The 25230-nt window shown below is 71.7% G+C and carries 25 protein-coding genes; 14 read left to right on the forward strand and 11 right to left on the reverse strand.

Features of this window, described 5'->3' with window-relative positions:
- The first annotated feature begins 82 nt into the window (after window positions 1-82).
- Window positions 83-364, forward strand: a complete 282-nt coding sequence (locus ACZ5CZ_RS13155) for a hypothetical protein (protein ID WP_385841906.1) — start codon at window positions 83-85, stop codon at window positions 362-364.
- A gap of 101 nt (window positions 365-465) precedes the next feature.
- Window positions 466-2289: a phosphatidylglycerol lysyltransferase domain-containing protein gene (locus ACZ5CZ_RS13160; protein ID WP_385841907.1), complete on the forward strand. Its 1824-nt coding sequence runs from the start codon at window positions 466-468 to the stop codon at window positions 2287-2289.
- A gap of 47 nt (window positions 2290-2336) precedes the next feature.
- On the opposite strand, the gene ACZ5CZ_RS13165 is transcribed toward ACZ5CZ_RS13160, so the two are convergent.
- From ACZ5CZ_RS13165 to ACZ5CZ_RS13180, 4 genes are all read right to left on the reverse strand, one after another.
- Entirely contained in the window at window positions 2337-3062 is a 726-nt protein-coding gene (locus tag ACZ5CZ_RS13165) for a hypothetical protein (protein ID WP_468942256.1), read from the reverse strand.
- Between the two features lie 59 nt (window positions 3063-3121).
- The gene (locus ACZ5CZ_RS13170) at window positions 3122-4546 is read right to left on the reverse strand and encodes a sensor histidine kinase (RefSeq protein ID WP_385842203.1); all 1425 of its coding nucleotides are present in this window, start codon (window positions 4544-4546) and stop codon (window positions 3122-3124) included.
- A gap of 18 nt (window positions 4547-4564) precedes the next feature.
- Window positions 4565-5296, reverse strand: a complete 732-nt coding sequence (locus tag ACZ5CZ_RS13175; RefSeq protein WP_385841909.1) for a response regulator transcription factor — start codon at window positions 5294-5296, stop codon at window positions 4565-4567.
- Window positions 5297-5440: 144 nt separating this feature from the next.
- Window positions 5441-5920 carry a hypothetical protein gene (locus tag ACZ5CZ_RS13180; protein ID WP_385841910.1) on the reverse strand — a complete coding sequence of 160 codons (480 nt, stop codon included), beginning with the start codon at window positions 5918-5920 and terminating at the stop codon, window positions 5441-5443.
- Between the two features lie 127 nt (window positions 5921-6047).
- Between ACZ5CZ_RS13180 and ACZ5CZ_RS13185 the strand changes: the two genes are divergently transcribed.
- Genes ACZ5CZ_RS13185 through ACZ5CZ_RS13195 form a run of 3 tightly spaced genes read left to right on the forward strand, consistent with a single transcriptional unit; the run spans window position 6048 to window position 7374 of the window.
- Window positions 6048-6386 carry a YnfA family protein gene (locus ACZ5CZ_RS13185; RefSeq protein ID WP_385841911.1) on the forward strand — a complete coding sequence of 113 codons (339 nt, stop codon included), beginning with the start codon at window positions 6048-6050 and terminating at the stop codon, window positions 6384-6386.
- A gap of 59 nt (window positions 6387-6445) precedes the next feature.
- A complete protein-coding gene (locus tag ACZ5CZ_RS13190; protein WP_468942260.1) occupies window positions 6446-7207 on the forward strand; it encodes an SDR family NAD(P)-dependent oxidoreductase in 762 nt (253 codons plus the stop codon).
- Window positions 7207-7374, forward strand: a complete 168-nt coding sequence (locus ACZ5CZ_RS13195; protein WP_385841914.1) for a hypothetical protein — start codon at window positions 7207-7209, stop codon at window positions 7372-7374. Before ACZ5CZ_RS13190 ends, ACZ5CZ_RS13195 begins: the two co-directional genes overlap by 1 nt.
- A 7-nt stretch (window positions 7375-7381) precedes the next feature.
- Here the strand turns inward: ACZ5CZ_RS13195 and ACZ5CZ_RS13200 are convergent, their stop codons facing one another.
- The gene (locus tag ACZ5CZ_RS13200) at window positions 7382-8575 is read right to left on the reverse strand and encodes an RtcB family protein (RefSeq protein WP_468942267.1); all 1194 of its coding nucleotides are present in this window, start codon (window positions 8573-8575) and stop codon (window positions 7382-7384) included.
- Window positions 8576-8789: 214 nt separating this feature from the next.
- Between ACZ5CZ_RS13200 and ACZ5CZ_RS13205 the strand changes: the two genes are divergently transcribed.
- The 3 genes from ACZ5CZ_RS13205 (at window position 8790) to ACZ5CZ_RS13215 (ending at window position 12206) form a co-directional block, all read left to right on the forward strand.
- Window positions 8790-9695: a DUF3558 domain-containing protein gene (locus ACZ5CZ_RS13205; protein WP_468942271.1), complete on the forward strand. Its 906-nt coding sequence runs from the start codon at window positions 8790-8792 to the stop codon at window positions 9693-9695.
- A 124-nt stretch (window positions 9696-9819) separates the two neighbouring features.
- Window positions 9820-10731 carry a DUF3558 family protein gene (locus ACZ5CZ_RS13210; RefSeq protein ID WP_385841919.1) on the forward strand — a complete coding sequence of 304 codons (912 nt, stop codon included), beginning with the start codon at window positions 9820-9822 and terminating at the stop codon, window positions 10729-10731.
- Between the two features lie 140 nt (window positions 10732-10871).
- Window positions 10872-12206 (forward strand): DUF2637 domain-containing protein, encoded by a 1335-nt coding sequence (locus ACZ5CZ_RS13215; protein WP_385841920.1) that lies wholly within the window; start codon window positions 10872-10874, stop codon window positions 12204-12206.
- Between the two features lie 81 nt (window positions 12207-12287).
- Here the strand turns inward: ACZ5CZ_RS13215 and lysS are convergent, their stop codons facing one another.
- The gene (gene lysS / locus ACZ5CZ_RS13220) at window positions 12288-14027 is read right to left on the reverse strand and encodes a lysine--tRNA ligase (protein WP_385841921.1); all 1740 of its coding nucleotides are present in this window, start codon (window positions 14025-14027) and stop codon (window positions 12288-12290) included.
- A 127-nt stretch (window positions 14028-14154) separates the two neighbouring features.
- On the opposite strand from lysS, the gene argS reads away from it, so the two are divergent.
- Window positions 14155-15927 (forward strand): arginine--tRNA ligase, encoded by a 1773-nt coding sequence (argS, locus tag ACZ5CZ_RS13225; protein ID WP_385841922.1) that lies wholly within the window; start codon window positions 14155-14157, stop codon window positions 15925-15927.
- 28 nt (window positions 15928-15955) lie between these two features.
- Here argS and ACZ5CZ_RS13230 read toward each other — a convergent pair whose 3' ends face one another.
- Window positions 15956-17245: a helix-turn-helix domain-containing protein gene (locus ACZ5CZ_RS13230; RefSeq protein ID WP_468942278.1), complete on the reverse strand. Its 1290-nt coding sequence runs from the start codon at window positions 17243-17245 to the stop codon at window positions 15956-15958.
- 193 nt (window positions 17246-17438) lie between these two features.
- Between ACZ5CZ_RS13230 and ACZ5CZ_RS13235 the strand changes: the two genes are divergently transcribed.
- The gene (locus ACZ5CZ_RS13235; protein ID WP_468942281.1) at window positions 17439-18122 is read left to right on the forward strand and encodes a hypothetical protein; all 684 of its coding nucleotides are present in this window, start codon (window positions 17439-17441) and stop codon (window positions 18120-18122) included.
- Here ACZ5CZ_RS13235 and ACZ5CZ_RS13240 read toward each other — a convergent pair.
- Window positions 18119-19069 (reverse strand): helix-turn-helix transcriptional regulator, encoded by a 951-nt coding sequence (locus ACZ5CZ_RS13240; RefSeq protein ID WP_468942284.1) that lies wholly within the window; start codon window positions 19067-19069, stop codon window positions 18119-18121. The two genes, ACZ5CZ_RS13235 and ACZ5CZ_RS13240, sit on opposite strands and share 4 nt — an antisense overlap.
- Before the next feature lie 73 nt (window positions 19070-19142).
- On the opposite strand from ACZ5CZ_RS13240, the gene ACZ5CZ_RS13245 reads away from it, so the two are divergent.
- Complete coding sequence (locus tag ACZ5CZ_RS13245; protein ID WP_468942287.1) at window positions 19143-19532, forward strand: VOC family protein; 390 nt, start codon at window positions 19143-19145, stop codon at window positions 19530-19532.
- Here the strand turns inward: ACZ5CZ_RS13245 and ACZ5CZ_RS13250 are convergent.
- Window positions 19529-20284 (reverse strand): alpha/beta fold hydrolase, encoded by a 756-nt coding sequence (locus ACZ5CZ_RS13250; RefSeq protein ID WP_468942289.1) that lies wholly within the window; start codon window positions 20282-20284, stop codon window positions 19529-19531. The genes ACZ5CZ_RS13245 and ACZ5CZ_RS13250 overlap by 4 nt on opposite strands.
- A 271-nt stretch (window positions 20285-20555) precedes the next feature.
- Here ACZ5CZ_RS13250 and ACZ5CZ_RS13255 point away from each other — a divergent pair, with 271 nt between their 5' ends.
- The gene (locus tag ACZ5CZ_RS13255; RefSeq protein WP_468942292.1) at window positions 20556-22058 is read left to right on the forward strand and encodes a class I adenylate-forming enzyme family protein; all 1503 of its coding nucleotides are present in this window, start codon (window positions 20556-20558) and stop codon (window positions 22056-22058) included.
- Between the two features lie 11 nt (window positions 22059-22069).
- Here ACZ5CZ_RS13255 and ACZ5CZ_RS13260 read toward each other — a convergent pair whose 3' ends face one another.
- Window positions 22070-22471 carry an ATP-binding protein gene (locus ACZ5CZ_RS13260; RefSeq protein WP_385841932.1) on the reverse strand — a complete coding sequence of 134 codons (402 nt, stop codon included), beginning with the start codon at window positions 22469-22471 and terminating at the stop codon, window positions 22070-22072.
- 146 nt (window positions 22472-22617) lie between these two features.
- On the opposite strand from ACZ5CZ_RS13260, the gene ACZ5CZ_RS13265 reads away from it, so the two are divergent.
- A complete protein-coding gene (locus ACZ5CZ_RS13265) occupies window positions 22618-23403 on the forward strand; it encodes a helix-turn-helix domain-containing protein (protein ID WP_468942295.1) in 786 nt (261 codons plus the stop codon).
- On the forward strand, window positions 23400-23645 hold the full coding sequence (locus ACZ5CZ_RS13270) for a DUF397 domain-containing protein (RefSeq protein WP_468942297.1): 246 nt from the start codon (window positions 23400-23402) through the stop codon (window positions 23643-23645). The genes ACZ5CZ_RS13265 and ACZ5CZ_RS13270 overlap by 4 nt, the downstream gene beginning before the upstream one ends.
- Here the strand turns inward: ACZ5CZ_RS13270 and ACZ5CZ_RS13275 are convergent.
- Window positions 23638-25179, reverse strand: coding sequence for a FadD3 family acyl-CoA ligase (locus tag ACZ5CZ_RS13275; RefSeq protein ID WP_468942300.1), 1542 nt, complete (start codon window positions 25177-25179; stop codon window positions 23638-23640). The genes ACZ5CZ_RS13270 and ACZ5CZ_RS13275 overlap by 8 nt on opposite strands.
- Between the last annotated feature and the right edge of the window lie 51 nt (window positions 25180-25230).

Raw genomic sequence — 25230 nt, forward strand, 5'->3', positions numbered from 1 at the left:
GTGCGCGGCGGCCTCCCCCCGCCCTCCGTAGGGTAGTTTTCCCAACCGCCAACGGTCAGACGTCTGTTCAACGGGGGACACGATGCAGGACACGGAAACGGAAACGAGCCCGGCGCCGGCCACGCACGTACGCGGGCTGGCGCCGACGCTGGCCCTGCTGGTCGGCAGTCTGCTCGTCGCCGCGGTCGGCGTGTACGAGCTGTGCGGCTTCGGTCTGCACAGCCTCGCCCGGCGCCCGCACCTGTTCAGCGACGGGCTCGCCACCGGCGGGGTGATCGTCGCCGCGGTGGCGGCCGGCGCCGCCGCGGGCAATCTGGCCTGGTGTCTGGCGACGGCCCGCCGCGACGCCGACCGGACCGGCTGATATCACATATGGGATGACATGACTCGGGAAGGACCGGGTAAGAGCCGCTGCCGGTACTCTCCTTCCGTCCCCATCCCTTTTCTCCAAGGTGACCAGTCACCATGCCCGCACAGCAGTCGACCCTGCCGTCCCCGCACGTTCCCGCTCAACGCGGTCAGCGCCGCGAGTTCCCGCTGCCCACGCCCAGCCCCCGGCTGCGCGCGGCGGCGGCCTCGGCCACTGTGTGGTACCTGCGGCTGATCGCCCTGTTCAACATCGTCGCCGTGATCTCGCTGCCGTTCCGCAAGGAAGTGCAGGAACACAACGACGGCACCCTCTTCACCGCCCGGCACGTCCACGCGCACACCCACCACACCGGCCAGTTCTTCACCCCCTACCTGGCCACCGCGGGCCTGGCCTCGGCCGCGGCGGCGATCTTCCTGGCGCTGGTGATGCGGCGCGGCAAGCGCGCCGCCTGGGTGGTCAACCTGCTGCTGGCCGCGCCCCTGTTCGTGCTCTACGTCCTCGCGCTCACCCAGCACCCGTTCCGCGACCACGCCTTCAACTGGGTCTCCACCGCTCTCACCGGCCTCTTCGTGCTCGCGCTGCTGATCGGCCGGCGCGAGTTCAACGCCGTCGGCGACCCCTCCAACATCAAGCTGGCGCTGGCCGTCGGCGTCGGCGGTTCCGTGGTGACCGGCGGACTCGGCACCCTGCTGGTGCACGCCACCAACAAGCTGCCGGGCGCCTCCCTGTACGAGGAGCTGGCCTACACCCTGCTGCGCGGCATCAGCGTCGGCCCGCTCGCCGACCGGGTCGACTCCGTGCACGCCCCTCGCTGGGTCGACATCGTCATCAACCTGCTGCTCGCCGGCCTGTTCTGCCTCGCCCTGTACGCCTGCTTCCGCTCCCCGCGCGGCCGCCGGCTGCTCACCCCGGAGGACGAGGAGAAGCTGCGCGCCCTGCTCGACAAGCACGGCGCCCGTGACTCCCTCGGCTACTTCGCGCTCCGCCGCGACAAGGCCGTCATCTTCTCCCCCACCGGCAAGGCGGCGATCACCTACCGCGTCGTCGGCGCCGTCTCCCTCGCCTCCGGCGACCCGCTCGGCGACCCCGAGGCCTGGCCCGGCGCGATCGAGGCCTGGCTCGCGGAGGCCCGCCGGCACGCCTGGATCCCGGCGGTCATGGGCGCCGGCGAGGAGGCCGGGACGGTCTACGCCCGGCACGGTCTGGACGCCCTCGAACTCGGCGACGAGGCGATCGTGGAGATCGCCGACTTCACCCTGGAGGGCCGCGCCATGCGTGTGGTCCGCCAGGCCCACAACCGGGTCAAGCGGGCCGGCTACACCGTCCGCGTCCGGCGCCACGAGGACATCCCCGAGGAGGAGATGGCCCTTCTCGTCGACCGCGCCGACAGCTGGCGCGACGGAGCCACCGAACGCGGCTTCTCCATGGCCCTCGGCCGGCTCGGCGACCCCTCGGACGGCCGCTGCGTGATGCTGGAGTGCCTGGACGGGGACGGCGAACCGCGCGCCGTGCTCAGCTTCGTCCCGTGGGGCGAGCGCGGCCTCTCCCTGGACCTGATGCGCCGCGACCGCAACAGCGAGAACGGCCTGATGGAGTACATGGTGGTCGAACTCCTCCTCCAGGCGAAGGACTTGGGTGTCGAGCGGGTCTCCCTCAACTTCGCGATGTTCCGCTCGGTCTTCGAGCGCGGCGCCCGCCTCGGCGCCGGCCCGGTGCTGCGGCTGTGGCGCTCGATCCTCACCTTCTTCTCCCGCTGGTGGCAGATCGAGTCCCTGTACCGCGCCAACGCCAAGTACCGCCCGGTGTGGGAGCCCCGCTTCCTGCTGTTCGCCAAGACCAGCGACATCCCCCGCATCGGCCTGGCGAGCGCGCAGGCGGAGGGCTTCCTCACCCTGCCGAGGCTGCGCGGAAGGTCGTAGCGGAAGTTCGTAGCGGAAGGTCGTAGCCGAGGAGGGAAGGGGCGGGCCTACTGCGCGGCCGAGGGCGCCAGATCGGGCAGGGACACGGACCTCGCCGCGTCGTCCGGGTAGTAGGCCTGCCCGCCCGAGCCGTCCCACCCCGGGTCGTAGGCGCAGGGCGCGGTGGCACCGCCCGTGAAGTACCCGCGGTCCGGGTACCAGTCGAAGGACATCCGCTCGTCGCCGCCGTCCTTCTGGACGTACAGCGACCAGTCGCCCGGGCGGCCGTCCTTCCCGCCCTCGTGGTACGACGTGACCTCCCAGCCCTCGTCCACCAGCCGCCGGTGCAGCCGGCGCAGCCCGGGCACCGCCCGGCTCGCCGGCACCTTGTCCAGCGCCCACTCGTGGGACATCCGGTAGGCGCCGTCGACCGTCTTGTCCTCCAGCCCGAAGGTCCCGCCGTCGTAGCAGTAGTCGGCGCCGAGGGTGTTCTCCGGGCCGACCCCGACGCGCTCCACGCCGGGCCGTACGGTCCGGGTGAAGCCCAGGACGTCGTACGCCTCCTGGCTGTGCTTCAGGACCCGGTCCGCCATCTCCTGCGGCGCCACCCGCGCGAAGTCCGTCGAACCCGCCGACTGCCCCGCGAGCACGGCGCATACGACGAGTACGGCGATCAGCGCGACCCCCACGCACCCGAGGCACCCCCACCCGGCCGCACGGGCGAAGGAGGCGGCGGACGCCGCACTCGGAACGATCTCAGCGGTCTCAGGGGTCTCAGCGGTCTCTTCGGGCATGCCCGGCACGCTAGAACGCCCGGCCCCTCCCCCGGATGGGCGCCGGTACCCGCCGGAGCCTAGGTACGGGTACTCAACCCGGTCGCGCCCGCCATGCCGCCCACCGTGAAACCGATCCCCGCGCCGCCGCCCTCCCGGCAGTACGCGAAGGGCGCCCCGCCGTGCGCCAGCGCCACCTCGCGGACGATGGACAGGCCGAGACCCGAACCGGGCAGGGAACGGGCGTCCGCGGCCCGGTAGAAGCGGTCGAAGATACGGATCAGATCCGCCTCCGCGATCCCCGGCCCCCGGTCCAGCACCTCCACCCGCACGGTGCCCGCACGCGCCGGCCCGGTGACGCTGACCTCGATCGGCGCGCTGCCGCCCCGGTCGAACTTGGCCGCGTTCTCCACCAGGTTGGACAGCGCCCGCTGAAGCATCCCGGGCCGCCCGTCCGTCGTCGTGTCACCGCTCGTACGCAGCACGATCTGCCGCCCGGTACGGCGCACCGCCAGCCCCACCACCTCCTCCGCGATGTCGGCGAGGTCCAGCCGCTGCGGCGGCTCGGTGTCGGACTGCCCGGCGGCGAGATCGACCAGCTCGTTGACCAGGTCGGTCAGCTCGCGGGCCTCCTGGCCGAGATCGGCGACCAGCTCCTCGCGGGCCGCGGGCGGAAGCTCGTCGATGCGCCGCAGCAGGGAGATGTTGGTCCGCAGGGAGGTCAGCGGGGTGCGCAGCTCGTGGCCCGCGTCCTGCACCAGACGGCGCTGGTCCTCCTCCGACTGGGCGAGCCGGCCCAGCATCCGGTCGAAGGCACGGCCGAGCCGGCCCACCTCGTCCAGCCCGGCCACCGGCACCTCGATGCCCAGCCGGCGGGTGCGGGCGACGTCCTCGGCGGCGGAGGTGAGGACCACCAGCCGCCGGGTGATCCGCCGGGCCAGCCACCAGCCGAACAGACCCGCGCCCACCACCACGGCCGCCATCAGGATCAGCGTCCGCTGCTGGAGCGCCTTCAGCAGATCCTCGGTGTCGCTGAACTCCTGCGCGACCTGCACCGCGCCCCGCCCGTCCCCGAGCGAGACGGTGGCGATCCGGAACAGGTCCGCGTCCACCCGGACGTCCTTGTGCTCCACCACCCGCCCCGCCGACCGGGCCAGCGCCATGGCCTTGTCCCGGGAGGTGACGGGCAGCACCGGATTGCCGTGGTCCACGATCTGGCCCTGCGCGCCCAGCACCTGGACATCGGTGCGGGCCGGACGGACCAGGTCGTGCCCCGGGCGGGACGAGGAGAAGTCCTCCGGGACCATCTCGTGCTGCCGCACCTCGTCCCGGACGTCCTGCACCACCTGCGTGAACACCGACTGCTGGTCGACCCGGACCAGACGGGCGGCCGAGCCGTACGACAGGATGCCGGTCAGGATCGTCACGGCGGCGGTGACGGCCGCGAACGAGACCGCGAAGGTGGTGCGCAGCGAGACCAGCTTGGGCCGGCGCCGGGCCAGCATCCGGCGCAGGCGCCGCACTCAGTCCTCCCGCAGCACGTAACCCACGCCCCGCACGGTGTGGATCAGCTGCGGAGCACCCGGCTCGTCCAGCTTGCGGCGCAGATAGCCCACGTAGACGGCGAGGTTCTTGGAGCCGGGACCGAAGTCGTAGCCCCAGATGCGGTCGTAGATGGTGGAGTGGTCCAGCACGATCCCGGCGTTGCGGACCAGCAGCTCCAGCAGCTCGAACTCGGTACGGGTCAGCTCCAGCTCGCGCTTGCCGCGCCACGCCCGGCGGGCCTGGAGATCCATGCGCAGCCCGGCGGCCTCGATCTGCCGGTCCGAGACCTGCGCCTCCCGGCCGCCCGCGGCCCCCTCGGAGGTGCCGGCGGCGACGGCCACCGGGGTGGTCCGGCGCAGCAGCGCGCGCAGCCGGGCGAAGACCTCCTCCACATCGAAGGGCTTGACGACGTAGTCGTCCGCGCCCGCGTCCAGACCCGCGATCCGGTCGGCGGTCTCCACGAGGGCGGTGAGCATCAGGATCGGTGTGCGGTCCCCCTCGGCGCGCAGCACCCGGCAGACCTGGAGGCCGTCGATGCCCGGCATCATCACGTCGAGCACCAGGACGTCCGGCGGCGTCTTGTGGGCCTGTGCCAGTGCTTCCACACCGTCGGCGACCGCCGTCACCTCGTACCCCTCCAGGGTCAGGGCACGCTTCAGGGCATGACGGATGGCACGGTCGTCTTCGGCGAGCAGCACAGTCTGGGGCACCCTCCCAGTCTGCCAAGCCCAGCGCGGATTCGGCCGGGGCGGGCGGGCCTACGATCACCCTTTTTACCGGCCTCTCACCGTCACAGGGGCAACCCGGACCAGGGCCCCTGCCGTCCTCTCACCCCGGGTCTTCCGGTCCGCGCCTCAGAAGGCGTACGTGTCGCCCGTGTCCAGCACCAGGACCGTCAGCCGGTCGTTCGTACGGTCCTTGTCCACGGCGCCGCCGCCCCACGCGGTGTCGACCTCCAGGGTCACCTCCGAAGGCTGCTCCCGCAGCCGTACCGGCACCCGCAGCTGCTCCCCCACCGCGCCCGCCGCCAGCGCGCCCGTGCCGCACACCACCGTCCGCTCGTCCTCCCGGGCGCACCGGGCCGGCAGCTGCTGCCGGTCGGCCGGCGGCACCGACCAGCGCAGCCGTACCGTCGCGTCGGGGACCGCGGCGGGCCCGTTGTTGCGCGGGGTCAGCCGCACCTCCACCTGGTCGCCGTCCATCACCGCCGTGCCGTGCAGGGCGAGATCCGCCTCCGGCACCGGCGCCGGGGCGGCCACGGCGGTCCCCGCCGCTCCCGGCACCACAAGGACGGCACCGCACACCACCGCCGGCCCCCACGCTCTGATCCGCACGCCGCTCACCCTCACCATCACCTTCGCCCTGGGCCACTGGTCCCCGTACGTAGGACGTATGCCACGCCCGCCGGCGGCCAGGCGCCCTCCAACAGGTGACAGCACCCGCCCGTGCGAAGCTGCCCGCATGCCGATCCTCCGCTCCGCCGCCCTGTTCGTCGTCGCCGCGCTCTTCGAGATCGGCGGCGCCTGGCTGGTCTGGCAGGGCGTGCGGGAGCACCGGGGCTGGCTCTGGGCGGCCGGCGGGGTCCTCGCGCTCGGCGCCTACGGCTTCGTCGCCACCTTCCAGCCGGACGCCCACTTCGGCCGCATCCTGGCCGCGTACGGCGGGATCTTCGTGGCCGGGTCGATCCTGTGGGGTGTCGTCGCCGACGGCTATCGCCCGGACCGCTTCGACATCGCCGGGGCGCTGATCTGCCTCGCCGGGATGGCCGTGATCATGTGGGCGCCGCGGAACGGCGGCTGAGGCTCACTTAGGCTAAACGGGACCGCGCCCCGCCGAAAGGCCGTACCGAGGAGCTGCCCATGGCCCCCGCCTCCCGCATTGCCGTCGTCACCGGTGCGAGCAGCGGCATCGGCGCCGCGACGGCCCGCGCACTGGCCGAGGCCGGTCACCGCGTGGTCCTCACCGCCCGCCGCAAGGACCGCATCGAGGCGCTGGCGGAGGAGCTGACCCGGGCCGGACACTCGGCGGTGGCCTACCAGCTGGACGTCACCGACCGCGCGGCGGTGGACGAGTTCGCCACCGCGTTCCAGACGATCGGCGTCCTGGTCAACAACGCGGGCGGCGCGCTGGGCGCGGACCCGGTGGCCACCGGGGACCCGGCGGACTGGCGGACGATGTACGAGACGAACGTCATCGGCACCCTGAACATCACCCAGGCGCTGCTGCCCAAGCTGGTCGCGAGCGGCGACGGAGTGGTCGTGGTCGTCTCCTCCACGGCCGGGCACGGCACGTACGAGGGCGGCGGGGGCTATGTCGCCGCCAAGCACGGCGCCCATGTCCTCGCCGAGACCCTGCGCCTGGAGATCGTCGGCCAGCCGGTCCGGGTGATCGAGATCGCGCCCGGCATGGTGAAGACGGAGGAGTTCGCCCTGACCCGCTTCGGCGGCGACCGGGAGCGGGCGGAGAAGGTCTACCAGGGCGTGGCCGAGCCGCTCACCGCGGAGGACGTGGCGGAGACGATCACCTGGGCGGTGACCCGCCCCAGCCACGTCAACGTCGACCTCCTCGTCCTGCGCCCCCGCGCCCAGGCCTCGAACACCAAGGTGCACCGGGAGCTGTGATGCCCGACCCGGCCGAGCCCCCCGCCGCACCCGACACCCTGGAACAGCGCCGCCTGGCCCAGGAGACCAGGGACGAACGCAAGGTCTGGTACTTCCTGGGCTACTTCCTCTTCGGCATCCACATCGTGGCGTTCGTGATGATCTACGCGGTGCGGCACGGGCACTGACGGGTCGTCAGCCCTTCACGCAGACGACCTGCTTCAGCTTCGCCACCACCTGGACGAGGTCCCGCTGCTGGTCGATGACCTGGTCGATCGACTTGTAGGCGCCCGGGATCTCGTCCACCACGCCGGAGTCCTTGCGGCACTCCACGCCCCGGGTCTGCTCCTCCAGGTCCCGGGTCGTGAAGCGCCGCTTGGCCGCGTTGCGGCTCATCCGGCGGCCCGCGCCGTGCGAGGCCGAGTTGAAGGACTTCTCGTTGCCGAGCCCCTTCACGATGTACGAGCCGGTGCCCATCGAGCCCGGGATGATGCCGTAGTCGCCGGAGCCGGCCCGGATCGCGCCCTTGCGGGTGACCAGCAGGTCCATGCCGTCGTAGCGCTCCTCCGCCACATAGTTGTGGTGGCAGGAGATCTCCGGCTCGAAGACCGGCTTGGCCTTCTTGAACTCCTTGCGGATCACGTCCTTCAGCAGCGCCATCATGAGCGTGCGGTTGTACTTGGCGTACTCCTGCGCCCAGAACAGGTCGTTGCGGTAGGCCGCCATCTGCGGGGTGTCCGCGACGAAGACCGCGAGGTCGCGGTCGACCAGGCCCTGGTTGTGGGGGAGCTTCTGGGCCACGCCGATGTGGTGCTCGGCGAGTTCCTTGCCGATGTTCCGGGAACCGGAGTGGAGCATCAGCCAGAGGGAACCATCCGTATCCGTACAAACTTCAACAAAGTGATTCCCGGATCCGAGCGTTCCCATCTGCTTCTGCGCCCGGTCATGACGGAACCTGACCGCTTCCGCGACCCCCTCGAACCGCCCCCAGAAGTCGTCCCACCCGGAGGTGGGCAGGCCGTGGAACCGGCCCGGCTCGACCAGGTCGTCGTGCATCCCCCGGCCCACCGGAATCGCCTGCTCGATCCTCGACCGCAGTCGCGACAGGTCGCCCGGCAGGTCGTTCGCCGTCAGGGAGGTCTTCACCGCCGACATTCCGCAGCCGATGTCCACGCCGACCGCCGCCGGGCACACCGCGCCCTGCATCGCGATGACCGAGCCGACCGTCGCGCCCTTTCCGTAGTGCACGTCCGGCATCACGGCCAGGCCCTTGATCCAGGGCAGGGTGGCCACGTTCTGGAGCTGGCGCAGGGCCACGTCCTCGACCGTCGCCGGGTCGGTCCACATGCGGATCGGGACCTTCGCGCCGGGCATCTCGACGTACGACATAGCTTCCTCATTCCCCCGGAAACAACAACAAAATGACTTAGCAGCAACAAAGAGAACATGCGGAACGAACAGTGAGGAAAGGGACACTGGACCGGCGTCCGCGGCAGCGCGTGCGATACACATTGTCTCCAGGGGGCGCCCCGCTTCGGCAAGCGATTAACCAGCGGGGACACTGGAGCAGCAGAGCGATCGACCCGTCGAGAGGAGCCCGTCCGTGCAGCGGAAGGCGTATGTAACCGGCACCGCCGCCCTCCTCGCGGCGCTGCTGGCCGGCTGCACGAGCGGCTCGGGGAGCGACGGCTCGACCGACGACGCCAACCCCGGCGACACGGGCGCGAGCGCCGCCGCCCAGCCCGGCCGGTACCGCACCCTCCCGGAGCCCTGCGGGGCCGTCGGGCACGACACCCTCGACGCGCTGCTGCCCGGCATCCGGCAGATCACCGACCCCCAGCAGCAGGACAAGGCGTACCAGGGCGAGGCCGCGCTCACCTACGACACCGACCGCAAGGTGGGCTGCCGTTGGAAGGTGGAGTCCGCCGACGCCACCGACCGGCTCTCGGTCGACCTGGAGCGCGTGGTGTCGTACGACAACACGGTCAGCGACGACGACGAGGCCGAGCAGCTCTTCCAGCAGCGGGAGACGGGCGCCCACCTGCCGGAGCCGAAGAGCGGCGGCCCGGAGAGCGGTGGCACGGAGAGCGGGGGTACGGAGAGCAGCAGCCCGGAGAGCAGCAGCAGCGGCTCGCCGACGAGCGCGGCGAAGAAGAGCGGTGCGTCCGCGTCGCCGGGTTCCTCCGCTTCCGGGGCCGCCGCGAGCCACCCGGCGTCCTCCTCCCCGTCCCCGCCTTCCTCCGGCGCGTCGCCCTCCGACACCGCCGATCTCCAGCCGCGCACCCTCTCCGATCTCGGTGACGAGGCGTATATCGACGACCAGCTGTCCGCCTCCGGTTCGACGGCCGAACAGCGGACCGTGACTGTGGTGTTCCGCACGTCCAATGTCGTCGTCACCATCGAGTACGAGGAGCAGCCGACGGCGCTCGGGACGGTCCCGGACAGCAAGGAAATGCAGGACAGGGCCCGGAATCTGGCGGCTCGGCTGGATGACGCGCTCGGCGGGTGACGGCCGTCGGGGCCGCGCCGGCCCGCGCGTGCAAAGCGCGGGAACGGAATCCGCGCGGCTGCCTCACCGCGTACCGTGGCCCCCGCAGGAACCCGCACGAACACCCGCACGAACACCGAGCGTCATGAGTGAAGGAACCATGCAGCGAGCAGCCCAGCGAGACGACCGTGCCCCGCGAGACCGGCGAACCAGGCGCCTGAGCCGCGCTCTTGTCTGCGCGGCCGCCGTTCCGGCGATGCTGATCACCGCCGCCTGCTCGTCGGACTCGGGCGACTCCAAGGCGAAGAGCGGCGGCGGCAGCAGCTCCGCCCAGCCGTCCACGGGGAGCAGCACGCCCTCGGCGAGCGCGTCGCCGTCGGTGGCGCCGGCCGCGTATCTCAAGCTTCCCGACCCGTGCGGGGTGTTGTCGAAGGACACCCTCGGCGATCTGGTGCCGAACGGCGTGAAGTCCGGCAAGAAGGGCAGTTCGGACGATCCGTCGTCGCGTGCCTCCTGCGCCTGGAACAGCCTGGACAACAACGGCGTCAAGGGCTCGCAGTTCCGCTGGCTCAACGTCTCGCTGCTGCGCTTCGACTCGGACGCCACGCGCGGTCCGGCCGACGCGCAGGCGCACACGTACTACACCAAGCAGGTCCGGGACGCCCAGGCGGTGGACGGCGCGAAGGGCGCGAAGGCCGAGCCGGTGTCCGGTGCGGGCGCGGAGGCGACGGCCGTGCACTACGACCTGAAGAAGAAGGAAGGTCTGTTCAAGCAGCAGACCGTCGTGGCCCGGGTGGAGAACGTCGTCGTCACCGTCGACTACAACGGCGCCGGTCTCGCGGGCGACAAGACGCCGGACGCGGCCGATCTGACGAAGGCGGCGGAGAAGGCGCTCAAGGAGGCGGTGGCGGCGGTGACGGCCGCCAACAAGGGGGGTGCGGGGTCGGGTTCGTCGTCCTCACCGTCCGCGTCGTCCTCGCCGTCCGCGTCGAAGTCCCCCTCGAAGTCGGCGTCGAAGTCGCCCTCGGCGTCCGCCGCCGCGGCCAAGAAGGACTGAAGTAAGAACTGGAGAAGGACCGAAGCGGAAGCTTTAAGTCCTGACCGGCGCGGCGTTCCCCGCACACGTGTGCCACTCTGTTGCGCGCAAGAACACGCAAGGGGAGGGGAGTACGAGTGGCCGCGCCGCAGCTGACTCGGATGCACCGCGTTCTCATCGGTGTGGTCGTGACCGGTGCCCTGATCATCGCCGGTATCGGCTTCGCCGGTTCGTACGCGGCCGTCCGCGCTCTGGCCCTCAAGAAGGGCTTCGGGAACTTCTCGTATGTGTTCCCGGTCGGTATCGACGCGGGCATCTGTGTGCTGCTCGCCCTGGATCTGCTGCTGACCTGGATCCGCATCCCCTTCCCGCTGCTGCGCCAGACGGCCTGGCTGCTGACGGCGGCGACGATCGCGTTCAACGGCGCCGCCGCCTGGCCGGACCCGCTGGGTGTGGGGATGCACGCGGTGATCCCGGTACTGTTCGTGGTCGCCGTGGAGGCGGCCCGGCATGCGATCGGCCGGATCGCCGACATCACGGCCGACAAGCACATGGAGGGCGTCCGGCTCACCCGCTGGCTGCTGTCGCCGGTGCCGACGTTCCTGCTGTGGCGCCGGATGAAGCTGTGGGAGCTGCGCTCCTACGACCAGGTGATCAAGCTGGAGCAGGAACGTCTCGTCTACCAGGCGCGGCTGCGTTCCCGCTTCGGCCGGGCGTGGCGCCGTAAGGCTCCGGTGGAGTCGCTGATGCCGCTGCGGCTGGCCCGGTACGGCGTTCCGCTGGCGGAGACGGCCCCGGCGGGGCTGGCCGCGGCGGGGATCGAGCCGGATCTGATCCCGGTGGCGCCCGCGTCCGCCCGTGCGGTGGAGGCGGCGCCGGAGCGGCCGGCCGTGGCCGCGGGCGGCGGGCGTGCCGCACAGCCGGTGCCCGCGGGCGGCCGGGGCGCGCAGGCGGTGTCCGGGCCTGCCTCCGGGCGGGAGGCGCCCGCCGCCGAGCAGCGGCTGCGGCTGCCGCAGCAGCGCGCGGCCGAGCCGGAGCCCCCGGTGGACGAGGAGAGTCCCTGGTTCCAGGCGCCGCGGGAGATCGAGTACCACGGCGGCTACGACCCCACCTACGACCCGATGATGCAGGAGCCTCAGTACGCCCCCGAGGAGCAGTACGAGGAGTGGTACGAGGAGCAGGCGCCGGAGGCCTTCCAGCAGCCCGGCCCGGAGGAGACCGGCAGCTTCCCGATCCCGGTCACCCCGCAGCGCACCCGTGAACTGGGCGAGGGCGGCGGTACCCCGGAGCCCGAGGCCGCGCAGGAGCCGACCGAGGACGACTACTACCAGGTGTTCCGGCAGTCGATCGACGGCAGCTACCCCACGCCCCGGACGCTCGGGGACAACATCCAGGCGACCTACGGGACGACCCTGTCCCCCGGTGCCCTGAAGGCCCTGGTCAACCGTTTCCAGCAGCGGCATGAAGCGGAGATGGAGGACGAGCACATCGCCTGAGCCTCCAGGTGCGATGCGGCAAACGGAAGGCGCCCGGTGCTCCCTGAGCACCGGGCGCCTTCGTCGCCTCGAGCGGGCGGGTTACTCGCCGAGCAGGCGGCGCACCCGGTCCTGGCCGACGGCCAGCAGCAGGGTGGGCAGGCGCGGGCCGGTGTCGCGGCCGACGAGCAGGTGGTAGAGCAGCGCGAAGAAGGTCCGCTGGGCGGTCTTGATCTCCGGCGGCAGCTCCTTCGGGGTCGCGTCGGCCGGGAAGCCGGCCTGGACCTTCGGCACGCCGTAGACGAGGTGGGTCAGCCCGTCCAGGGACCAGTGCTCGGCGAGGCCGTCGAGCAGCAGCCGTACGGACTGCTGGGAGGCCTCGTCGAGGGACTTCAGCAGCTCGGCGTCGGGCTCCTCGCGGACGATGGTGCGCTGGTCGGCGGGGACGTGGGTGTTGATCCACGCCTCGGCGCGGTCGTAGCGCGGCCGGACCTCGTCCAGGGTGGCCAGCGGCTGCTCCGGGTCCAGCTCGGAGAGGATGCGCAGCGCCTGGTCCTCGTGTCCGGCGGTGATGTCGGCGACGGACGCGAGGGTGCGGTACGGCAGCGGGCGCGGGGTCTTCGGCAGGTCACCGGCGGCCGTGCCCACGGCGCGGGTGTAGGCGGCGACGTCGGCCGGGAGGGCGGAGCCGTCGGCCACCTTGGCGACCAGCTTGTCCCACTCGTCGTAGAGCCGCTGGATCTCCTGGTCGAAGGCGATCTTGAAGGACTGGTTGGGCTTGCGGCGGGCGTAGAGCCAGCGCAGCAGCTGCGGCTCCATGATCTTCAGCGCGTCCGCCGGGATGGGGACGCCGCCGCGGGAGGACGACATCTTGGCCATGCCGGAGATGCCGACGAAGGCGTACATCGGGCCGATGGGCTGCGCGCCGCCGAAGATCGGGGCGATCTGGCCGCCGACCTGGAAGCTGGAGCCCGGCGAGGAGTGGTCGACGCCGCTCGGCTCGAAGATCACGCCCTCGTACGCCCAGCGCATCGGCCAGTCGACCTTCCAGACCAGCTTGCCGCGGTTGAACTCGCTGAGCCGGACGGTCTCGGCGAAGCCGCACGCGGTGCAGGTGTACGACAGCTCGGTGGTGTCGTCGTCGTAGGAGGTGACGGTCGTCAGGTCCTTGCCGCAGCCGCCGCAGTACGGCTTGTACGGGAAGTACCCGGCGGAGCCGGAGCTGCCGTCGTCCTCGGAGGCGGCGCCGGAGCCCTCCTCGGCCTCCAGCTCGGCCTCGTCCACGGCCTTCTGCTGCTTCTTCGCGGCCTTGGGCTTGGTGCGGTACTGGTCGAGGATCGCGTCGATGTCACCGCGGTGCTTCATGGCGTGCAGGATCTGCTCGCGGTAGGCGCCGGAGGTGTACTGCTCGGTCTGGCTGATGCCGTCGAACTCCACGCCGAGCTGGGCCAGCGACTCGGCCATCGCGGCCTTGAAGTGCTCGGCCCAGTTCGGGTACGGCGACCCCTTCGGCGCCGGGACCGAGGTCAGCGGCTTGCCGATGTGCTCGGCCCAGGACTCGTCGATGCCCGCGACGCCGGCCGGGACCTTGCGGTAGCGGTCGTAGTCGTCCCACGAGATCAGGTGCCGGACCTGGTAGCCGCGGCGGCGGATCTCGTCGGCGACGAAGTGCGGGGTCATGACCTCGCGGAGGTTGCCCAGGTGGATGGGTCCGGAGGGGGAGAGGCCGGACGCGACGACGACCGGTTTGCCCGGGGCCCGGCGCTCCGACTCTTCGATGACCTCATCCGCGAAACGGGAGACCCAGTCGGTGGTCTCGGTGCTCTGAGCCACGATCGGCACGTCCTTCTTTCTGAACGGGTGACACCCCATTGTCACAGACGCACGCGCGCACGGAAAAACGGCTTTACCCGTCATGGGATACTGGCTGGGACTATCCATTCCCACGAGGAGAACGGCACCCATTCCTATGGCCTCGGTCACGTCCCTCAGCGATTCCGTCCAGCAGCACCTCGCGTCCGCCCTCTCGGCCACCCTGCCGGAGGCCGCCGGCGCGGACCCGCTGCTGCGACGAAGCGACCGGGCCGACTACCAGGCCAACGGCATCCTGGCGCTGGCCAAGAAGGCCAAGGCGAACCCGCGGGAGCTGGCGACGCAGGTCGTCTCCCGGGTGGTGACCGGTGACGAGCTGATCCAGGACGTCGAGGTCTCCGGCCCCGGCTTCCTGAACATCACGATCGCGGACCGGGCGATCACCGCGAACCTGGCCGCGCGGTACGCGGACGAGTCCGGCCGCCTCGGTGTGCCGACCGCCGCCGCCCCGGGCACCACGGTGATCGACTACGCCCAGCCGAACGTGGCGAAGGAGATGCACGTCGGTCATCTGCGGTCGGCGGTGATCGGCGACGCGGTGGTGCAGCTGCTGGAGTTCACCGGCGAGACCGTGGTCCGCCGGCACCACATCGGCGACTGGGGCACCCAGTTCGGCATGCTCATCCAGTATCTGGACGAGCACCCGCACGAGTTGGACCACAAGGCCGACGCGGTCAGCGGCGAGGAGGCGATGTCCAACCTCAACCGCCTCTACAAGGCCGCGCGGAAGCTGTTCGACTCCGACGAGGAGTTCAAGACGCGGGCCCGGCGCCGGGTGGTCGACCTCCAGGCGGGCGAGCCGCGGACGCTGGCCATGTGGCAGAAGTTCGTGGACGAGTCGAAGATCTACTTCTACTCGGTCTTCGAGAAGCTGGACATGGAGATCCGGGACCCCGACATCGTCGGCGAGTCCGGGTACAACGACATGCTGGCCGAGACCTGCCGGCTGCTGGAGGAGTCGGGCGTCGCCGTCCGCTCCGAGGGCGCCCTCTGTGTCTTCTTCGACGACGTCAAGGGCCCGGACGGCAACCCGGTGCCGCTGATCGTGCAGAAGTCGGACGGCGGCTACGGCTACGCGGCGACCGACCTGTCGGCGATCCGCGACCGCGTGTTCAACCTGAAGGCGAACTCGCTGCTGTACGTGGTCGACGTGCGTCAGTCGCTGCACTTCAAGATGGTCTTCGAGACGGCGCGCCGGGCCGGCTGGCTGGGCGACGACGTCACGGCGCACCAGCTGGCGTTCGGCACGGTGCTCGGCAAGGACGGCAAGCCGTTCAAGACCCGTGAGGGCGAGACGGTCCGGCTGGAGGACCTGCTGGACGAGGCCGTCGAGCGGGCCACGGCCGTGGTCCGGGAGAAGGCCGAGAAGGTGGGCCTGACCGAGGACGAGATCACCGAGAACGGCCGGTACGTCGGTATCGGCGCGGTGAAGTACGCGGACCTGTCCACCTCTGCGGTCCGGGACTACAAGTTCGACCTGGACCAGATGGTCTCGCTGAACGGCGACACGTCCGTCTACCTCCAGTACGCGTACGCCCGGATCCAGTCCATCCTCCGCAAGGCCGGCGAGGCCCGCCCCGCCGCCCACCCGGAGCTGGCGCTGGCCCCGGCGGAGCGTGCGCTGGGTCTGCACCTGGACCAGTTCGCGGAGACGGTCCTGGAGGTGGCGGCGGCCTACGAGCCGCACAAGCTCGCCGCGTACCTCTACCAGCTGGCCTCGCTGCTGACGGCGTTCTACGACCAGTGTCCGGTGCTGAAGGCGGAGACCCCGGAGCAGGTGGAGAACCGGCTGTTCCTGGTGGACCTCACGGCCCGCACCCTGCACCGGGGCATGGCCCTGCTGGGCATCCGGACGCCTGACAAGCTCTGACGCTCACCGGCTCACCGACGGCCCGCTCTCACTGCGAGGGCGGGCCGCTCGCGTCGGCGCCGGGGTAGGGCTGCCAGGCGCCGGCGCCGTCGGCGCCGTTGTACCAGTAGGCCTTGTCGCCGCGCATGGCGACGGTGCGGAACGGCTGTCCGTGGTCGTCGATCCGGGTCCTGCCCTGCCGGTCGCCGCTGCTCCAGGTCAGTTCGAGGTACCAGCCGACGTCGTGGCTGTTCGTGCTCGCGTCGATGTCGAGCACCTCGGGGTCGTCGACGGACACCTTGTAGGGGAAGTTCGTCGTGCCCCCTTCGCCGGGCATCGGGCGGGGGTTGGCGGACGGGGAGTCGAGGTCCACGGCGAAGGAGGCGGGGTTCAGACCGCCGCCGCACCCGGCGCCCATCATGTAGGCGTTGCCCGTGGGGGCCGTACGGCTGCTGGTGGTGACGACGCGGAGGGTGTGCAGGACGACGGGCCGGCTGCTGGTGCCCTGCACGGTGACCTGGAGCCGCAGATGTCCGGCCGGTACGGCGTGCAGCGCGGCGGCCCAGCCGTCGGTGGCCTGGCTCGCCGGGGGCGGGGGCACGCTGCGCGGCCCGCTGTTCAGCAGGAACCACTGGTCGCAGGGGCTGTCCCAGTTGTTCGTCAGGACGTTCACGTGGAAGGGCGGCGCGGAGTCGGCGGCCGTGGTGCGGCGGGCCGGTGGCTCGGTGCGGGCGGAGGGGGACGGCGTCCCGGCACCGGCCGAGGCGGACGGCGATGCCGTGGTCCGGCGGGGGGCGGTCGGCGTCGGGTGGGTGGCGGGGTGGCGTTCGGCCGGCTGCGCGGAGGCTCCCCGGGTCTCGCCGGAGGCCGCCGCCGTACCCGACTCCGGCGTGAACCGAGTGGCTGCGGCGGCTGCGGCGGCGCAGAGGACGACGGCGGCCGCGGCCACGACGGCCGTCCGCCGGCGCGGCAGCATGCGGGGCCGCGGAGGGAGGTCGGTGACCGGATCGGCCGGTACGACGGCTGCGTCGGCATCGGCGTGTTCGCCGCCCCGGGTGTCGGCGTCGGCCGGGCGGGGTGTCTCCGCCGCTCTTCCCCGGGCGGCGTCCGCCAGGATCCAGCGGCGGTGCAGCTCCACCAGTTCCTCGGGGGTGGCCCCGCACACCCGGGCGAACCGCTCCAGCGGGGCGTACTCGTTCGCCACCGTGGTGCCGTTGCAGTACCGGTGGAGCGTCGAGGTGCCGACGTGCAGCCGCTTGGCGAGCATGCCGTAGCTGCGGCCGGACCGCTCCTTCAACGCGAGCAGCAGTGCCGCCAGTTCCCGGGACTCGTCCGCCATCGCCTCTCCCCCACCGTCCCGGAACGGCGTTCCAGGCCCCGATGTTTCCCCAGTTCAGACGGGGTGGAACCGTTTCAGGGTTCCAACTCCCCAGCCAAGTATGGCGGCTGGGACGGATCGTCCCGCACGGTTCGGTCATCGGCCGGTTCACCCGATCCGGCCCCGGACGAACCACCAACGGGAGAAGCACCTCATGTCCATCCGACGCGTCCTCACCACCACGGCCACCCTGGCCCTCGGCTCCCTCGCCCTCATCGCCTGCGACCCGAACTCCGCGGCGGGCGCCGCCCCCACCGCCGCCAAGACCGGCGGAACGCACACGACCGCGCCCACGGCCGCCGCCACGGTGGCGGCCACGGTCGCGGCGAAGACCCCGGCCGCCGCCCCGAGGACGCACGGCGGCACCACGTCCCACACGGCGCCGTCCGGATCGGGCAAGAGCACGGGCACGGGTGCGGGCACGGGGGCGGGGACGGGCGCGAGCACCCATCCCGCCCTGTGCCGGGCGGGCCAGCTGACCCTCACCGCCGCCCCGGTCGCCCAGCCGCTGAACCACCTGCTGATCACCGCCAAGAACACCAGCGGCGTCCCCTGCGACCTCGGCATCATCGGCCAGGTCAGCTTCGACGGCCGGGTCCGGGCCACCCCGCCCGGCGGGCTCGGCGGCGGCCCCAACATCCTGCGCCCCGGCGTCTCGAACTACGAGGGCGTCGCCCTCGACCAGCAGGACGCCCCGGGCAAGGGCAGCGCTGTCTCCTCCCTGACCGTGAAGCTGGACAGCGGCGACACCGTGCGCATCCCGGTGAAGGCGTACGTCCACGCCCCGCACATCTCGGTCTGGCAGCCGAACGCGGCCGACGCCCTCTCCGCCGCCTAACCGTTCTCGTCGGCGAGCTCCCGGACCCGGTCCAGCAGGGCCTGCCGTACCTCGTCCGGGGCGAGGACGCGCACCGGCGTGCCCAGGCCGAGGAGGTATCGGGCGAGGCCGTCCGGGTCGGGGCCGCCGATGTCCACGAGGGTGGCGTCGGGGCCGTCGGGCCGGTGGGTGCCCACGGTCGCGGGGACGAGCCGCAGCGCCTGCTCCAGGGGGAGCGGGAGGCGGACGGTCGCGGTGAGCGGGTACGGCCCGTTGGCGATGTTCCGGGAGACGAGGTGCGCGGGGTCGGGCGGGTCGGTGATCTCCACGGGCCGGCCGGTGGGGCGGAGCCGTTCGACCCGGTCGGCGCGGAAGGTGCGCCACTGCCCCCGGTCGACGTCCCGGGCGACGACGTACCAGCGGCGTCCGGTGTGCACCAGCCGGTAGGGGTCGACGTCCCGGACCGTGGCCCGCCCCTGCCCGTCGGTGTACGACAGCCGGGCCCGCTCACCGGCCCGGCAGGCCGCCGCCAGCTCCAGCAGCAGCCCGGGGCGGATGGCGGCGCCGTCCGCCCCGGGCAGCCGTACGAAGGTGTCGTCCAGCTCGCCCAGCCGGTCGGCGATCCGGCGGGGCAGTACCTGGCGGAGCTTCAGCAGCGCGGAGAGCGCGGCCTGGTCGCCGCCGAGGGCGCCGCTCAGCGCGGCCTCGCGCAGCCCGACGGCCACGGCCAGCGCCTCCTCGTCGTCGAGGATCAGCGGCGGTACGCGGGAGCCGGCCCGGAGCCGGTAGCCGCCCCAGGGTCCGGCCTCGGAGTCGACGGTGTAGCCGATCTCCCTCAGCCGTGCGACGTCCCGGCGGACCGTGCGGTCGGTGACGCCCATGCGGCCGGCCAGTTCGGCGCAGGTCCAGGAGGGCCGGGCGGACAGCAGGGACAGCAGCCGCAGCAGGCGGGCGGAGGCGGCGATCACACCGGGAAGTCTGACACGGCAACCGAGCCAACCAGGACCGGAACTGTCCTGGTCCCGTCCTACTGTCTCCCTCATGACCACGGACACCAATTCCACCGCGCCCGTCTTCCGCTACGCCGCCGTCACCTTCGACTGCGCCGACCCGGCCGAACTCGCCGCCTTCTACGGCGCCTTGCTCGGCCAGCCCGTCCTGTACGCCACCGACGACTTCGTCCTCCTCGGCCGGGAGGGCGCCCCCGGCCTGGGCTTCAACCGGCTCGCCGACTACCGCCGCCCGACCTGGCCGGACCCGGCCCAGGAGAAGCAGGCGCACCTGGAGTTCGGCGTGGACGACCTGGCCGCCGCCGAACGGCACCTGCTCCGACTCGGCGCGACCAAGCCGGACTTCCAGCCGGACCCCGACCGCTGGCGGGTACTGCTGGACCCGGCCGGTCACCCCTTCTGCATCACGACCCTCGTCTAGACGAGATGCCGGGCGAGGAAGCGGGCCGCGCTGTCGGACTCGAACCTGGGCAGTTCCTTGTGCCGGCCCGTGTTGACGTGCAGTGACTTCACCGGCGAGGCGAAGGCGTCGAAGAGTGCCAGACCGGCCTCGCGGGGGATGTGCTCGTCGTCCCACTGCATGTCGAACTCGACCGGGACCGTGATCCGCCGCGCCTGCTCGGCCAGCGCGTCGGGCCAGTGCAGCCCGAACACGGCGGCGGTGATCCGCTGATCCTGCGCCACGAACGGCACACCGATCGCGGTGCCCATGTTGAGCCCGTAGTAGCCGACCGGCCCGTCGGTGCCGATCTCCGGGAGTTCCTGGAGGGCGTCCAGGGTCGCCCGCCACTCGGGTACGGCGCGTTCGGCGAGGTGGGCGTTGTAGCGGACGACGACCGGTCCTTCCGGCTCGCCCGCCTCCCGCGCGGCGAACAGCGCGTCGATCTCGCGCTCGTCGTGCGCCGTACGCGGCCGGTCACCGTGTCCGGGCGCGTCGATACAGGCCACATGGAAACCGAACCCGGCCACGAGGAGCCGCGCCCGCCCGGTCATCGCCGGCCACCTCTTGTGGGTGCCGCCGCCGTGGCCCAGCAGGACCAGAGGTGCGCGCCGAAGACCGCCCACGGGGTCCCCCGCGGGGGACCAGAGAAGGCCGGGGATGTCACCGACGGTGAACTCGCGCTCGAGGACGCCGTCCGAGGTCGTCTGCGCGGTGAACTGAAGAGTATTCATGGCGTGTCGCCTTTCGAGAGTGCCTGACTGCGGGGCACTCCCGGCGACGCCTACGTCAGTCGCCCGACCATGAGACAAGGGGGAGCACCCTCACACGAACTGCGTTCACGGGTCTCACCTCCTCGGTGGGGTTTCACGGCCACCCGAAAGCTAGCAGCGGGCTCATCGGTGCGCCCACTCTTTTTCCGGCTGGCGCGGAACGGGGTGGGCGTGCACCTCCTATGGGAGACTTTCGGACGGTCTGTACCACCTAGGCGTGGGAGGTGGCGGGGTGTCCGCTCAGTACGTCGCCCGCCTGTTCGAGGCGTTTGAGCGGTACGCGGAGCGGCCTGCGGTCGTCTTTCAGGGGGCCGAGCTGTCGTTCGGGATGGTCAGGGACGGGGCTTACCGGATCGCGCGGGCCATGGGTGAGCTGGGGGTTCGGCGGGGGGACGGGGTCGCGTGTGTGAGTGGGAACCGGCCGGAGGTGTTGCTGGTCCGGCTGGCGGCCCATCTTCTGGGGGCCCGGATGACCACCGTGGTGATCGCCCCCGACACCCATGGGCTGGCCCATGTCCTGCGGGACTGCGATCCGGCGGTGGTGGTGTACGACTGCCCGGTGCCCGCCGTCGGAAGGCCCGCCCTGTCGTTGGGGGAGCTGATGGAGCGGGCCGCTTCCGAGGCGGCCGATCCGGTGCCCGTGCTCGCCGAGGACGACGACATCGCCCGGGTCATGTACACCGGTGGCACCACCGGACTGCCCAAGGGTGTGGCGTCACGGTTCCGCGCCCTGGGTGCGCGGACCGCGTGGGCCCGCACGGACAGCGGCTTCGAGGAGCTGGTGTTCGTCTCCGCGACCTCGCTGGCGTACCGCGCGGGCGGACGGTGTCTGGAGCACCTGCTGTCCGGGCGGCGCGTGGAGATCCTGCCGGAGTTCTCGCCCGAGGAGTTCGCCGCCGCCTGCCGCCGTGCCGGGACCGCCGCGACCTACCTCTCGCCGACCCAGATCTACCGGCTGCTCGAACACCCCGACACCCGGGACGGGATCCGCGAGTTGGTGTCGGTCAGCTACGGCAACTCCCGTATCCACCCCGCGCGGCTCGCCGAGGCCCTCCGCCGGTTTCCCGGCGCCGCGTTCCGCCAGGGCTACGGCACGAGCGAGACCGGTGTCATCGCCCGGCTGACGCCGGAGGACCACGCCGCCGCCCTGGACGGGAAACCGGGCCTGCTCGGCTCCGCCGGCCGCCCCCTGCCCGGCGTCGACGTCGAGATCCGCGACCCCGAGCGGAAATCGCTGCCCACCGGCCGGGCAGGGGAGGTCTGGGTCCGGTCCCCGGCGATGATGGACGGCTACTGGAACCGCCCCGACCTCGACGCCGAAGCCTTCGACGGCGACTGGCTGCGCACCGGCGACATCGGCCGCCTGGACGCCGACGGCTACCTCCACATTGTCGACCGCCTCAAGGACATGGTCGTCGTGGAGGGCCGCAACATCTACAGCGGCCCCGTCGAGGCCGCCCTCACCCGCCATCTCGCCGTCGCCGAGGCCGCCGTCGTCGGCCGCGACCACCCGAGCACCGGCGAGGAGGTCGTCGCGTTCCTCGTCCCCGCCCCCGATCACTCCCCCAGCCGAGAGGCGGCGGCCGAGGCGTGCGACCTGGTGGTGGAGGCGCTCGCTCCGGCCCACCGGCCGACGACCGTACGGTGGCTGGCCGCAATGCCGTTGACACCCACCGGCAAGACGGACAAGCGGGCTCTTCGCCGTCGCCTGGAGGACGAGACCGGGACGGGGTGATCCGCGCGGGTTCAGGACAGCCCGAACTCGCACCACACCGCCTTCCCCGGCCGCCGCTCCCCCACCCCCCACTTGTCGGCCAGGGCCGCGACCAGCAGCAGACCCCGGCCGCCCTCGTCCTGTTCCTCCGCGACGACAGGGGTGCCGGGGCCGCTGTCGTGCACCTCCACCCGTACGACCGTGCCGTCGTATCCCAGCCGCAGCAGGAACCCCCGCCCCGGCGGCACCCCGTGCAGCACCGCATTCGTGGCCAACTCGCTCACGCAGAGCGACACGTCGCCGCTCCGCTCCCAGGCCGAGAGTCCCCAGTAGTGCAGCGACCACTCCGTGAACCGCCTGGCAGCGGGGACCGAGCGGCGGGCGCGGCCGTAGTACTGGTCGCGTTGGAAGGGGAGTTCAATGTGCTCATTCACGGGGCGAATGTCGCGCAGGGTAACTAGCCTGGATCAGTACGTGATCCCGTACAGATTGTTTGTACGGGTTCGTGCGGGGTGGTGTTCGGACAGGTGTGGGGAGTTCAGCAGGCATGACGCCTACACGGAGGAAGAACCAGTCGGCCATGAAGATGCTGGGCCGTCAACTGGCGGCGGCTCGGCGGGCGAAGGGGTTGAGCCAGGCGGGTCTGGCCCATGTCCTGCACATCAACGAGGAGACGCTGGCCAGCATCGAGCAGGGCCGACGCCCGCTGAAGCAGGACATCGCCGAGCAGTGCGACGAGTACCTGGATACGAAGGGGACGCTGGCGGCGGGTGTGGCCAACCTCCCCGAGATCGACCAGTTCCCGCTGTGGGCCGAGGAGTACATGGACCAGGAGAAGGTCGCCATCACGCTGTCCTGGTACGACAACGCCGTCATCCCGGGTCTGCTCCAGAACGAGGCGTACGCCCGTGCCGTCCTGCGCAATCGCGTTCCGGCGTACGAGGACGAGGAACTGGAGAAGACGCTCCGGCTGCGGCTCGACCGCCAGGAGATCCTGCACCGCAAGAACCCGCCGACGCTGAGCTTCGTGGTGTGGGAACCAGCGCTCCACGTCAGGATCGGCACCCGGGACATCCGCAAGGACCAGCTGCGCTTCCTGCGCGAAGCGGCCGAACTCCCTTGCGTCTCATTTCAGGTCCTCTCGCTCGACAGTCCCTTCCATGCGGGTCTCAACGGGCCATTCACCCTCATCGAAACCCCGGATCACCAGCACCTCGCCTACACCGAATCGCAGCGCGGCAGCCAGTGGGTTTCCGACCCGGAAGAGGTGTCTCGCCTGACGCGCAAGTATGCGATGCTGCGGACACAGGCCCTGACCACCCAGGACTCGAAGGGCCTGCTCGACCGCCTACTAGGAGAGCAATGAGCACGGAAGCGCTTCAGTGGTTCAAGTCGACCTACAGCGGCAGCGAAGGCGGCCAGTGCCTCGAAGTGGCTGTCAACTGGCGGAAGTCGAGCTACAGCGGTGACGAAGGCGGGCAGTGCCTCGAAGTCGCCACCTGCCCCCACTCCATCCACATCCGCGACTCCAAGCAGCACCCCTCCTCCAGCCCCACCCTCACCCTCGACCCCGCCACCTGGGCCGCCTTCACCGCTTCCCTCAAGTGAGGCCCCTCAGCACCCCCTTCACCACCTTCCCGCTCGCGTTTCTCGGCAGCTCGGGGACGAATTCCACCGCCCTCGGCACCTTGTAGTTCGCCATCTCGCGGCGGGACCAGGCGATCAGGTCGTCGGCGGTGAGGACGGAGCCCGCGCGCCGGACCACGTACGCCTTGGCGACCTCGCCGAGGCGTGGGTCGGGGATGCCGATCACGGCGGCCTCGCGCACATCGGGGTGGGCGGACAGCCGTTGCTCTATCTCGGCGGGGTAGGCGTTGAAGCCGCCGACGATGAACATGTCCTTGATGCGGTCGGTGACGCGCAGGTTGCCGTAGGGGTCCAGGACGCCGACGTCGCCGGTGTGCAGCCAGCCGTCGGCCGAGACGGCTTCCCGGGTCGCCCGGTCGTCCTCGTGGTAGCCGCGCATGACGTTGAAGCCCCGGACCAGGATCTCGCCGGTGTCCTCGGCGACCCGCACCTCGGTGCCGGGGATAGGGCGGCCGGAGGTCGTGGCGATCACGGAGGGGTCGTCACCCCGGCGGCACATCGTGACGATGCCGGACGCCTCGGAGAGGCCGTACGCGGTGAGGACCGTGCCGATGCCGAGTTCCGTGCGCAGGCGTTCCACCAGGGTGAGGGGGACCACCGACGCGCCGGTGACGACCAGGCGGAGGCCGGCCAGGTCGTGGGCGGCGCGGGAGGGGTGGTCGAGGAGGGACTGGAGGAGGGCCGGGGGGCCGGGGAGGACGGAGACGCGTTCCGTGGCGATGTTGGCGAGGGCGGTGTCCACGGTGAACACCGGCTGCGGGATCATCGTCGCCCCGCGCATCAGACAGGCCAGCACGCCCGCCTTGTAGCCGAAGGTGTGGAAGAACGGGTTGACGATGAGGTAGCGGTCGGTGCGGCGGAGGCCGGCCAGGTCCGCCCAGATGTCGTAGGCGCGCAGCGTCTGTGCGTGGGTGATCACCGCGCCCTTGGGGCGGCCCGTCGTACCGGAGGTGTAGACGATGTCCGAGAGGCTGTCGCCCTTCAGCTCGGCCGCGCGCGACCGGACTTCAGCCGTCGGTATCGCCGAACCGCCCGCCAGGAACTCCTTCCAGGTGCAGTAGTCGGCGGGCGCGTCCCCCGACAGCACCACCACCCGTTCCAGGCCTGGTAGTCCCGCCTCCATCGCCCTGCGCAGGGAGGCCACGTAGGACGTGCCCAGGAAGGTGCCGGTCACGAAGAGCAGCCGGGCCCCGCTGCGGCGCAGCACGTCGACGGCTTCCGGGCCCTTGAAGCGGGTGTTCAGCGGGACCAGGACGCCGCCCGCCGTCACCGCGCCGAGGGCCGCGACGATCCAGTCCAGGGAGTTGGGGGCCCAGACGGCGGCCCGGTCGCCGGGGCGCAGCCCGGTCGCGAGGCAGGCGGCGGCCGCCCGTTCCACCCGGGCGCCCAGCTCGGCGTAGCTGATCCTGGTGCGGCCGTCGACCACCGCCTCGGTGTCCGCGTACCGCTCGGCGGACCGGCGGACCAGGTCCGCGATGGTGTTCCACTCGGCCATGGCGGACCTCCCCGTCCCCGCATACCTGACGACTCGTCAGATTAGCGGTAA

The organism is Streptomyces sp. NPDC031418 (assembly GCF_055581605.1).

What these genes read in the sequence shown, in the direction of transcription:
- ACZ5CZ_RS13250 (WP_468942289.1), bottom strand. Translation starts at nt 20,284, where the DNA reads ATGAATACTCTTCAGTTCACCGCGCAGACGACCTCGGACGGCGTCCTC.
- ACZ5CZ_RS13185 (WP_385841911.1), top strand. Translation starts at nt 6,048, where the DNA reads ATGCCGATCCTCCGCTCCGCCGCCCTGTTCGTCGTCGCCGCGCTCTTC.
- ACZ5CZ_RS13215 (WP_385841920.1), top strand. Translation starts at nt 10,872, where the DNA reads ATGCACCGCGTTCTCATCGGTGTGGTCGTGACCGGTGCCCTGATCATC.
- ACZ5CZ_RS13235 (WP_468942281.1), top strand. Translation starts at nt 17,439, where the DNA reads ATGTCCATCCGACGCGTCCTCACCACCACGGCCACCCTGGCCCTCGGC.
- ACZ5CZ_RS13190 (WP_468942260.1), top strand. Translation starts at nt 6,446, where the DNA reads ATGGCCCCCGCCTCCCGCATTGCCGTCGTCACCGGTGCGAGCAGCGGC.
- ACZ5CZ_RS13270 (WP_468942297.1), top strand. Translation starts at nt 23,400, where the DNA reads ATGAGCACGGAAGCGCTTCAGTGGTTCAAGTCGACCTACAGCGGCAGC.
- ACZ5CZ_RS13160 (WP_385841907.1), top strand. Translation starts at nt 466, where the DNA reads ATGCCCGCACAGCAGTCGACCCTGCCGTCCCCGCACGTTCCCGCTCAA.
- ACZ5CZ_RS13165 (WP_468942256.1), bottom strand. Translation starts at nt 3,062, where the DNA reads ATGCCCGAAGAGACCGCTGAGACCCCTGAGACCGCTGAGATCGTTCCG.
- ACZ5CZ_RS13155 (WP_385841906.1), top strand. Translation starts at nt 83, where the DNA reads ATGCAGGACACGGAAACGGAAACGAGCCCGGCGCCGGCCACGCACGTA.
- ACZ5CZ_RS13245 (WP_468942287.1), top strand. Translation starts at nt 19,143, where the DNA reads ATGACCACGGACACCAATTCCACCGCGCCCGTCTTCCGCTACGCCGCC.
- ACZ5CZ_RS13200 (WP_468942267.1), bottom strand. Translation starts at nt 8,575, where the DNA reads ATGTCGTACGTCGAGATGCCCGGCGCGAAGGTCCCGATCCGCATGTGG.
- ACZ5CZ_RS13265 (WP_468942295.1), top strand. Translation starts at nt 22,618, where the DNA reads ATGAAGATGCTGGGCCGTCAACTGGCGGCGGCTCGGCGGGCGAAGGGG.
- ACZ5CZ_RS13230 (WP_468942278.1), bottom strand. Translation starts at nt 17,245, where the DNA reads ATGGCGGACGAGTCCCGGGAACTGGCGGCACTGCTGCTCGCGTTGAAG.
- ACZ5CZ_RS13275 (WP_468942300.1), bottom strand. Translation starts at nt 25,179, where the DNA reads ATGGCCGAGTGGAACACCATCGCGGACCTGGTCCGCCGGTCCGCCGAG.
- ACZ5CZ_RS13195 (WP_385841914.1), top strand. Translation starts at nt 7,207, where the DNA reads ATGCCCGACCCGGCCGAGCCCCCCGCCGCACCCGACACCCTGGAACAG.
- ACZ5CZ_RS13210 (WP_385841919.1), top strand. Translation starts at nt 9,820, where the DNA reads ATGAGTGAAGGAACCATGCAGCGAGCAGCCCAGCGAGACGACCGTGCC.
- ACZ5CZ_RS13170 (WP_385842203.1), bottom strand. Translation starts at nt 4,546, where the DNA reads ATGCTGGCCCGGCGCCGGCCCAAGCTGGTCTCGCTGCGCACCACCTTC.
- argS (WP_385841922.1), top strand. Translation starts at nt 14,155, where the DNA reads ATGGCCTCGGTCACGTCCCTCAGCGATTCCGTCCAGCAGCACCTCGCG.